The organism is Xenorhabdus kozodoii, assembly GCF_002632875.1.
GTDB classification, from domain to species: Bacteria; Pseudomonadota; Gammaproteobacteria; order Enterobacterales; family Enterobacteriaceae; genus Xenorhabdus; species Xenorhabdus kozodoii.
This window is the reverse complement of sequence record NZ_NJCX01000013.1, coordinates 115,604-126,064: the sequence shown is the minus strand read 5'-3', so window position 1 is coordinate 126,064 and position 10,461 is coordinate 115,604. Positions and strand designations below refer to the sequence as shown.

The 10,461-nt window shown below is 37.0% G+C and carries 8 protein-coding genes and 2 pseudogenes; 9 read left to right on the top strand and 1 reads right to left on the bottom strand.

Features of this window, described 5'->3' with window-relative positions; genetic code table 11:
- Positions 1-85 precede the first annotated feature (85 nt).
- A pseudogene (locus Xkoz_RS10705) lies at positions 86-437 on the top strand (IS1 family transposase); the annotation flags it as partial.
- Positions 438-754: 317 nt separating this feature from the next.
- Here Xkoz_RS10705 and galU read toward each other — a convergent pair.
- The gene (galU, locus tag Xkoz_RS10695) at positions 755-1,669 is read right to left on the bottom strand and encodes a UTP--glucose-1-phosphate uridylyltransferase GalU (protein WP_099142148.1); all 915 of its coding nucleotides are present in this window, start codon (positions 1,667-1,669) and stop codon (positions 755-757) included.
- 800 nt (positions 1,670-2,469) lie between these two features.
- On the opposite strand from galU, the gene Xkoz_RS10685 reads away from it, so the two are divergent.
- The 8 genes and pseudogenes from Xkoz_RS10685 (at position 2,470) to Xkoz_RS10650 (ending at position 10,353) form a co-directional block, all read left to right on the top strand.
- Entirely contained in the window at positions 2,470-2,766 is a 297-nt protein-coding gene (locus Xkoz_RS10685; protein ID WP_099142146.1) for a putative quinol monooxygenase, read from the top strand.
- Positions 2,767-2,938: 172 nt separating this feature from the next.
- Positions 2,939-4,150, top strand: a complete 1,212-nt coding sequence (wecB, locus tag Xkoz_RS10680) for a non-hydrolyzing UDP-N-acetylglucosamine 2-epimerase (RefSeq protein ID WP_099142145.1) — start codon at positions 2,939-2,941, stop codon at positions 4,148-4,150.
- Positions 4,151-4,155: 5 nt separating this feature from the next.
- A complete protein-coding gene (locus Xkoz_RS10675) occupies positions 4,156-4,887 on the top strand; it encodes a hypothetical protein (RefSeq protein WP_099142144.1) in 732 nt (243 codons plus the stop codon).
- A 57-nt stretch (positions 4,888-4,944) separates the two neighbouring features.
- Entirely contained in the window at positions 4,945-5,589 is a 645-nt protein-coding gene (locus tag Xkoz_RS10670) for a glutathione S-transferase N-terminal domain-containing protein (RefSeq protein WP_099142143.1), read from the top strand.
- A 26-nt stretch (positions 5,590-5,615) separates the two neighbouring features.
- On the top strand, positions 5,616-6,932 hold the full coding sequence (locus Xkoz_RS10665; RefSeq protein ID WP_099142142.1) for a hypothetical protein: 1,317 nt from the start codon (positions 5,616-5,618) through the stop codon (positions 6,930-6,932).
- Positions 6,929-7,711, top strand: a complete 783-nt coding sequence (locus Xkoz_RS10660) for an SDR family NAD(P)-dependent oxidoreductase (protein ID WP_099142141.1) — start codon at positions 6,929-6,931, stop codon at positions 7,709-7,711. Before Xkoz_RS10665 ends, Xkoz_RS10660 begins: the two co-directional genes overlap by 4 nt.
- 722 nt (positions 7,712-8,433) lie before the next feature.
- Positions 8,434-9,530 (top strand): annotated as a pseudogene (locus Xkoz_RS25920) (IS701 family transposase); the annotation flags it as partial.
- A 166-nt stretch (positions 9,531-9,696) separates the two neighbouring features.
- Positions 9,697-10,353, top strand: coding sequence for an IS1595 family transposase (locus Xkoz_RS10650; protein ID WP_099142140.1), 657 nt, complete (start codon positions 9,697-9,699; stop codon positions 10,351-10,353).
- The last annotated feature ends 108 nt before the right edge of the window (positions 10,354-10,461 follow it).

Genomic DNA, 10,461 nt, shown 5'->3' with positions numbered 1-10,461 from the left:
GGGTCTGTCGGGAGCCGGATGCGGTAGTTCTGCATGTCCGGTTCTGAGGAGGGATCTGCCCAGGTGACTGGGTAGGTCTACTCACCAGCAGTGGTCATTTGTCGGTAACAAGAAAATCAGCGTTGGCTCAGGTATGCCTGGGAACCCAGTCTAAAGCGGGTAGTGGCACATGTATTTGGTGATCGCAGCCGGGAAACGCTGAAAAAACTGCTGGCGCTTTTGTTTCCTTTTAGCATTCAGTGCTACTGCACGGATGATTATACTGTTTATGATTGCCTGTCTGAGGAAAAACACTTCACGGGAAAAAAATTTACCCAGCGTATCGAGAGAACCAATCTTACTCTGCGTATTCGCATTAAAAGGTTGAATCGAAAATAAGTTATTCCAAATCCGAAGAAATACACGATAAAGTGATAGGAACGTTTATTGAGCGTTAATACTACGATCTAACTATTGGGTTCATGACCAACTATTTGGATAAGGTATTAGTCGCAGGATTTAAGGTGTTAGGCAAGAAGTGAACATTCACTCTCTTGACCTGATAATATTATTGAGAGACTCTACTTTAATAGCAGGGCGGGATTCTACTTTGTGTAAAAAATAATCATTGAACAGATATTGATAACTCCGCACATTCAATACTATTTTATTGATAGGTTTCGATATCTGTTGTGTATATTTATCATGCAACATAACCATATTAAAATTATGAGATCTCGCCCTGACCTCAATAGCTATAAATGTTTTTAACGTTTTATTTACTTTCCCTTTGAATGGAGGTGATCCAATTTGTAAAAATCATACCTAATTCTTTATGTTTCATCCCATACTCAACAAATGCTTGCATATAACCTAATTTACCACCACAATCATAACTTTTTCCATGTAAATAATAAGCGTAGACTGCTTCTTTTTCTATCAATGCAGCAATGGCGTCTGTCAACTGAATTTCATCATTCGTATCAGGTTTTATTTCATCTAATAGGGGCCAAATTTTTTCAGATAATATATAACGACCTACAATGGCGAGATTGGATGGTGCTTCTTCAGGGCTAGGTTTTTCGACTATTCGCGAGATTGGTTTACTATCACCTGGCTGTAATATCTGTCCGCGACAATCAACGATACCATAGTTTAGCACTTTTTCCATTGATACAGGCTTTACAAGTAGTTGGCTTATTCCACTGTCATGATAACGTGATAACATCTCACTTAGATTATATTTTGACATATCAGTCTCATATTCATCTAGAATAACATCGGGTAGAAGAACAGCAAAAGGTTCATTTCCTATCAACGGCTTGGCACATGATATCGCGTGCCCTAAGCCTTGGGCAATTCCTTGTCGTACCTGTATTATTGTCACATGATTGGGACAAATAGATTGAATTTCTTCTAATAATTGTCTTTTAACTCTTTTTTCAAGTATTGCCTCTAATTCAAAACTAGTATCAAAATGATTTTCTATAGAATTTTTAGATGAATGTGTAACCAATATTATTTCATTAATGCCGGATTGAATACATTCATTAACTACATGTTGAATAAGAGGCTTATCGACTAGAGGCAACATTTCTTTAGGAATAGCTTTAGTCGCTGGTAACATTCTTGTTCCTAAGCCTGCGACTGGAATGACTGCTTTTTTTACGTTATTATCTTTTTTTGTCATTATTTTGCCTTTTTAATGTTTTTTTGAGATATAATATTTAATTGTAATTATATAACCGTCATTCCGCAGCTATATCTGTAATATACTGATTTTAAAATGATTGCGTAAAATTCACGCTAATGTTGATTCTTAATTAAAACAATAAATTACGAATGCGGTACGGAATGTCGGATATAAAGGTTTTTACATGTTTAATTTAAGTTGTTAATTGATTAAGCTGATTTTTTCAATTGTATTATGCATGGAGGAAATTAATTTCCATGTTTTAATATATGTATTGAATTGTTTTGTAATATATATAAATAATAACACTTTTTTGTTTTTTAATTTCCTTATAAGTGATAAAGGTGAGAATTTTAAAAATTTTGTTTGTTTGAAACGCAATGCCCTCTTTTTCATTACCCTATCAATAAATCTTAAATGATTAAAGCTAAATATTTAAATAAATTTGATTTGTCGTGGTGATTGTATTTACATTTATATTTGATGTTGTTTTTAATTTTATCATGGTTTATTTATTGTTGAAATAATATCCATCCATCATGAGATATTTTTGTTGTAACAATAAAAATATAAGTTTTGACAAACTAAATTTTTATAAATAAGTTGTTCATAACTAAAAGGGTGTTTAAAAATTTAACTTCCATATTTTTTATCAGTCTTTATTTTTTCATGTTTTTGATTATGTAAGTTAGTTGATTTTTTTTGTAAATAAATTTAAATAGTTTTTATCACTAATTATAATGTGTTTTTATTATCCTATAACGAAAAGTAACTTTATAATATTTATGGAGAATTATATGAATAGTAAAGTAATATCTGTAGTAGCTCAACTTACGGCTAAACCAGGACAAGAGGAAGAATTAGGACGACGGCTGCGTGATATGATTGAGCCTACGTTGGCAGAAAAAGGGTGTATTGATTACAAATTACACCGTTCAAGTGATGATCCTGCAACATGGATGTTTTATGAAAATTGGGAATCAAAGGAAGATCTTGATGTCCATATATTATCTAAGCATTTTATTGAGTTTCATAGTATTAGTAGTAATTTTTTAGCTAATGATATGATTGTTCAATATTTTACTCCAGCCTGAAAGATATAAATTGATATTAGGTCATTATAGTTTTTAGTGCGGCTCGCTTTGCTGAGCAGTTGAGCTATTTTTTATTTTTCTACTTTAACACCTTAGCTTGCGCAGCCGTTTTTCTGTTTTATGGATATAATTATTCATAATAAATAAATGATAAATTAGTGAGAAAATAAATATGCATATCGTTGCCTTTATCATAGGAACTCGTCCAGAAGCGATAAAATGCGCACCATTAATATTGGCTATGAAAAAAAGCAATCAGATGAAACCACTAGTAGTATCTACTGGCCAACATAAAGAAATGCTTGATGTAACTCTAGCGGTTTTTGGAATAAAAGCTGATATTGATTTGGCAGTTATGCGTCCTCGTCAGACATTGACTGACGTAACTCAACGTATTTTGAAATCTTTATTTGATGTTTTAAATACATCATCTATTGACGCAATTATTGTTCATGGTGATACAGCCACCACTCTTGCTGGTGCTTTATATGCATTTCAACAGAGGATTCCTGTTTTACATGTAGAAGCTGGGTTACGTAGTGGAAATATAGTTTCTCCTTTTCCAGAAGAAGCTAATCGTCGTTTAGTGGCTCAGATAAGTTCCCTGCATTTGGCTCCTACACCTGGAAATTATCTAAATTTGTTACGTGAGGGCATAAATCCTTCTCAAATATTTATTACTGGTAATACAGTAATAGATTCTTTGCATTGGGGGATAAAGAATGCTAAAGACTATGGTGTAGCTGGTTTAGAAGACCTTGATTCAGATCAGAGGAGGATTATTCTTGCTTCAGCTCATAGACGAGAGTCTTGGGATTATTTGACAGAAATTGCAGATGCTCTATATGAAATATCTATGGAAGAAAATGTTAGAATTATTGTTCCATTACATAAGAATCCCATTGTACGAGAAAAAATTATGAGTCGGTTGCAAGGAAAAGAAAATATATCTTTGGTAGAGCCATTACCTTACTTAGGATTTTGTAAGTTAATGAAAAAATGCTATTTAATTATTTCTGATAGCAGTGGTGCAGAGGAAGAAGGACCGACTTTAGGTAAACCGACTTTAGTACTTCGCGAATTAACTGAGCGTCCAGAAGCAGTGCATTTGGGAACAGCGAAACTAGTGGGGCGTAATCGAGTAAATATTGTATCTGAAACAGTTGCTTTATTAAATGACAATCAACTTTATAGTAGTATGTCTCGATCTATTAACCCATATGGAGATGGAAATGCAACGAATCGGACATTACATGCAATTGCGATGTTTTTATCAAATGAAAAGGTTTTAGATGAAACGTATAATCAAATTTCATCTAATGAAATCTTTGTTCCATTTAGAGATACCATTAATACTGAACTCTCCATTAGCTCAATAGAATAAAAATCATGAATAAAAAAGAAGGAAGTAATCTTCTACGTGAGTTGTGTTTCTCAGGGAAGTGTTTAGACGCATTTATATTATACAATCCAAAGAAGTTACATATAGATAGAGAATCTTTAATAATTAATCCAAGTGGAGATTATATTATAGTCCATGAGGATATTAATTGTGGCATTCCTCCATTATCTTCGGCCAATTTATGTAATGTACATATTTCTAGTTGCTCATATGTTATTCTTATCAAGAAAGTGATAGTAGACGATATTATTCAGATTAAACTTGAACATGGATGGACGCGTTTCGAAAAACCAGATGAAAAAATTCCTATCTCAAAATTAGAATTATGGTTTTCATCACAAGATACAGTTGGTACAGTAGATTTTTCATTATTTAAAAAATTATCACCTCATATTAAGATGGCACTTGGAAAACATACTGTGTTCGACCTTAAGCTTAATCTTTGGCTTGCCCGTTCAGGTACTCATTGTTTAATTCATAATGAACATGATTTTTTAGAGATACATACTCAAATTATAGGCATAGGGCATATGCAAAAATTTCATTCTAATTCTTTCAAAAGTATCTATGAAGATATTACTATGCCGCCAGGTTTTACTACGTCACAACCATTTTGTATTGGTTGTGATAACGGAAATGATTTTTATTATCCTTGGCATCAATATTATGCGGAAACCGACTGTATATGGATGGCTATAGAATATCACCCAAGGAAATGAAAAAGTAATTATTTATATTTAAAATATTTTTATAAACTCTAATATAGGAGGTTTTTTGTGTGGCGGCTATATTACTCACCAGGAACTATTTCACTAGCTCCTCATATTATTCTTAATGAAGTTAATATTAACTTTGAACCTATTCGAGTTAAAATTGCAGATAATATATGGAAAAATTATCACACCATTGAGTTTCTGCAGATTAATCCTCAAGGTTTAGTCCCTGCCCTAGAAATTGATGGGGAAATTTTAACCGAATCATTGGCGATCAGCCTTTTTATTGCTCGTAGAAAACCAAATAGTTGCTTAATTCCTGCTGTTGGTACAATGACTGAGGCTCGTTATATTGAACTACTTTCGTGGTTGGTAACTAGCGCTCATCGTAATATTGGTGCTTATTTTAGGCCAGAGAATTTAGTTTATGATTTGGAAGTTCATGATCATCTAAGAAAATTTTCACAGAACAAAATACCATTTTTGGCTAAATACATTGAATCATTATTATCACCCAACACTCAATATACTAAAGGTGAGTGTTTTTCTTTAATAGATCCTTTTTTATTAGTTTATTACAACTGGTTCCATGAAATAGGTTTAGATATGGAGGAATATCCTAAATGGAAAAAAATAACTTATAATATTCTAAATAGAGACTCTGTAATTAAAACACTAGATACAGAAAATATCAAGATAATAGTTTAATTGATTAAATCGTAGGATGTCTTACTATGAAACATAATAAATATATCAAAAATTTTCCACCATGTTTTACTCCACAAATTGTTGCTGAGAGATTGCGTGATGGCTATTGGATTCAATCTTTCGATGTGGCCAATGCTCATCGGTATGATTTGGTTGCGTATGGCCCGGGAGTTGGCGAGATCTACTGGTATGAAAATATACTTACTATTGATGGCGTGGTTGAATGGAAACGACATTTATTGGTAGATAATATACGTATGCCTGTTGGAATGGATAACTTTGAAATAGCTGGCTCTGGTCGACAAGATATCATAATTTGTTACGACTTGTATGGAGATGGTGGCACATTTCACGATCCTTCTCCAAATGGAGGAAAAATTGATTGGCTTGAGAATCCCGGAACTGAAGTAAGTGAAGACGTTCGCTGGAAACGTAGATATATTGGCCAGATTCCTACTATGCATCGCCTGCGAGCAGGATACTTTACACAAAAAGATCGTATGGAACTTGTTGGTTTTCCAATAGTATCTGCTACAGCTATGCATGGTGTTATTCCTGTAGCACTATTCACTCGGCCTGATAACGTCTTGGAGGCAGGAAATTGGCCGATGAAAATTATTGATAATCACTCTTTTCGTTTTGTTCATGGCGTTGAGAAAAAAACAGGCCTTATACCAGACTCTGATCTTGACTCACTAATTATTTCTTCAGATGAAGGTGTTAGTTGGTTTTATTACGATAAAAAAACAAACCGTTGGGTGCGTCATTTGATTGGTATAGGGGATGTGATTCAGGTAGAGAAAACACATTTCAAAGGCAGTGGTGATGCAGATGTAGGACGTTTGGGAAATGAGCAATTTGGATATGTAGCAGCACTAGAGCCTTTTCATGGAAATACGGTGGTGGTGTATTGTAAGCAACGTAATGCAGACCCGAGAATAGTTAAATGGAAACGATATGTTTTAGACGTTTTCGGTGATCCTGATATAAAAGGTGAAAGTCCTGGCCATTGCATCGTTTGTGCTGATTTTGATAATGATGGAGATGATGAATTTTTGGTTGGTCTACGCGGACCAGCTCCTTGGCAAGGAGTCATGTACTATAAAGCTATAGACGCTGAAAATGGGGTGTTCGCCAAGTGGCGTGTTGGTGAGGAATCCGTGGCTCGTATTACTCTAGGGGATTTTTTACAACGTGGCGTGATTGATTTTTCTACAATTGGTTATTCTGTACCTAACTATTTTGAGGCGTCAAATCCTAAGGTCATGGTTTATTATAATAATATTATTGATCAAGATAATATATTTAGTTCATTTCCTAATGATGAGGAAAATGAACTATGAAAATTGATCTTTCAGGAAAAGTTGCTTTGATCACTGGTTCCTCATGTGGGATAGGATTTTCTGTAGCTTCTGGATTACTAGCTGCTGGGGCAAATGTTATTATCAACGGACGTTCTCAAGAGCGCATTGCTGAAGCTATGTCTCGTTTAGATGATGCAAAACGAGTAAGCGGTATAGTTGCTGATGTAGGAACCTTATCAGGATGTAACACTCTTACTACATCTGTATCTAAAGTAGATATTCTTGTCAATAATGCCGGCTTCTTTCGTCCTCGACCATTGTTGGAAATTAGTGATTCAGAATGGTTAGAAATGATGGAAGTTAATGTAATGAGTGGTATTCGGTTAACTCGCTACTATCTTCATTCTATGATGCAGAGAAGGTGGGGGCGTGTGATATTTGTATCGAGCGAGTCTGCATTACAGATACCATCAGAAATGGTTCATTATGGAGTAAGTAAGATGACACAATTAGCTGTTGCTCGTGGTTTCGCTGAAATTGCTATTAATACCGGTGTCACAGTCAATAGTGTCTTACCTGGGCCAACTATGAGTGAAGGGGTGGAAAATTTTGTTCAAAATTTGATGGGAGAAGCTGGTACTGCAGAGGAAGCAGGACTGTTGTTTATGAAAAAATATAGGCCATCTTCACTTCTTGGTCGGCTAACAACTACAGATGAAGTTGCTAACTTTATAGTGTATTTATCTTCTATGCAATCATCTGCAATAACAGGAGCTGCGTTACGAGTTGATGGGGGGGTTTTACGATCTGTAATTTAACGCTATATCTGTAATTATTCTAAAAATAACGCGTTATCTTATAATTAATAAACTGAGAAACTATATTATTTAAACCTCTTCTATAGGCAGATATATTTCCTATTAAGAAAGGAAATCTCGGTTGTAGTACAAAAATAACTTCCTTCCTATTTAAGGGCAGAAGTATTAGAGTTAGTTGATATTTTGTGTTCATAATTTTCTCAGTTTACATGTAGCTACATGATGACAAATGTTAGTACTAATGACTGGTGTAGTTTTGAGCTAATTTATAAATAGTATTTTATTACTATTGCTCGGAAGTGCTTAATTCTGGAAAAAACATTTTTTATCAAGCGGTGGTAACAATATAAGCAGTTATCGATATTATTATAAGGTTTTCAGCTAGTAATGAGCAGTTGTCTTTCAAATCAAGCAGTGTGGATGGATACATTCCACTGCTTACCTGCTCTTTTTGTTGAAGAGTACTAATAGTGTGTGCATATAGTAATGAGATCAACTTTCCGAAGTGTTCCGATATTAGCCAATTATAGGAAACTCTGATCATTGGATTAATCCCCTAAATAGCTGCTCCTAGTACTACAGCCGTAATCCATATTGTGCCATGATGGGGCTCTTCTTCTGTCTAGTCCTGATATACGTTGACACTGATTAACGCCTGATGATGGACTTCATTGGGCGTTTTATATTTTAGGGCTAAGTGAGGCCTGTACTGATTATAAATATCTATCGGCCCACGACAACGCAGCCTCGCCTGTCTTCGGGGATTGCTCAGTGATGTTGAACGTAAGAATAGCTGGCAACTGGCTGAATGGATCGGGGAAAGTACCCCCGATGGGATTCAATATTTGCTGGAACGCGCTGATTGGGATGTCGATATGGTTCACGATATCCTGCAGAATTATGTCACTGAACATTTGGGTGATGAACAGGGTGTTCTCATCATTGATGAAACCGGTTTTATCAAAAAAGGGACACATTCTGTCGGGGTACAGCGTCAGTATAGTGGGACCGCTGGACGGGTAGAAAACAGCCAGATAGGCGTATTTCTTTGTTACGCCGGCAACGGAGGGCATGCCTTTGTTGACCGGGCATTATACCTGCCTCGCCAGTGGACAGATGCCCGTTCCCACTATGAAGCCGCGGGTATCCCCGCCCGCGTCACTTTTGCAACGAAACCCCAGTTATCCCGGCAGATGCTGGAACGAACCTTGGATGCTGGCGTTCCCTGTCGCTGGGTGACCGCGGATGAAGTTTATGGCCGTGACCGTCGTCTAAGAGTCTGGCTGGAGTCCCGATATCAGCCCTTCGTGTTAGCGATTCCCTGCAATACCCCTTAGGGTGGCAAGGACCAGAGTATATCCGTGCTGAACGGATTGCCGATACCCTGACTACCGCTGACTGGAAAGCACGGTCAGCGGGAACAGGGACAAAAGGTGAGCGTTGGTATGACTGGGCTGTCGTGCCGTTATGGCGTTTACAGATAAGTGAAGAGGATCGACGTTATGGTCATTATTTGTTAGTTCGGCGCAGCCGGGATAGTAGACAGGAACGGGCTTACTATGTGGTGTATGCCCTGAGAGAACAGGCGGATCTTAATACGCTGGTTCAGGTTGCGGGTTGTCGCTGGGAAATCGAAAGTGGCTTTGAGGAAACCAAAGGGGAATGTGGGCTGGATCATTACGAAGTGCGGCGATGGCAGAGCTGGCACCGACATATTACCTTGTCGTTGCTGGCCCATGCAGTCCTGGCGGTTCTGCGGGTACAGGAGAAAAAAAACACCGGTAGGCCGGGTTCCACTCAGTGTAGCGGAACTCCGTAAGCTGCTGTCAAAGCTGATGGAAAAAGCGGGAAAGACAATCGAACAGATTTTACATTGGTCAGACAGGTGGCGACGGCATCAATACCGAGCGCAACAATGTCATTGTCGCCGTCGGGGAAATCATCGGCTTACAAAGCAATTACGGCTGTAGTACTAGGATAGTTCCATGAGAAAAAGTCGACTCAGTCAGTACAAGCAAGGACGGTTATTAGCACTATTTATTGCAGGCGCTACAGCACGTATAGCAGCTGAACTTGTGGGTGTCCACCGGAATACAGTGGCATACTATTTTCATCGCCTTAGAGTACTTATCGCTGAGTATGTAGATCAAAATTCGATGTTTGATGGCGAAATTGAACTGGATGAAAGTTATTTCGGTGGACGACACAAAGGGCAACGTGGCCGTGGAGCGGCGGGCAAAGTTCCTGTGTTCGGGATCTTAAAGCGGGATGGTAAGGTTTACACGAGGGTTATACCCGATGCAAAATCAAGGACATTATTGTCCATTATTGAGTCGAAAATTTATCCTGATAGCATTGTATATACAGATAATTTTGCCAGTTATGATGTCCTTGATGTGAGTGATTTTAAGCATTATCGGATCAATCATAATACCGAGTTTGTTGACCAGAAAAATCACCAAAATCACATCAATGGTATCGAAAACTTTTGGAATCAGGCTAAGCGCTATCTGCGCAAATTTAACGGAATTCCTAAGGCTCATTTTGACCTATATTTGAAGGAATGTGAGTGGAGATTTAACACACCGGGTGCAAGGAAACAATTAACTAGTTTAAAACAAATAGTTAAAGGCAAGATTTAATCCTTATCTAGGACAGCCCCCTGATCAATTGCTAAGTATCACAAACCCTTAATAAGACTGAGTCATGCCTATCATAGCACCCAGACTCTGACGGTTTGCATATTCATC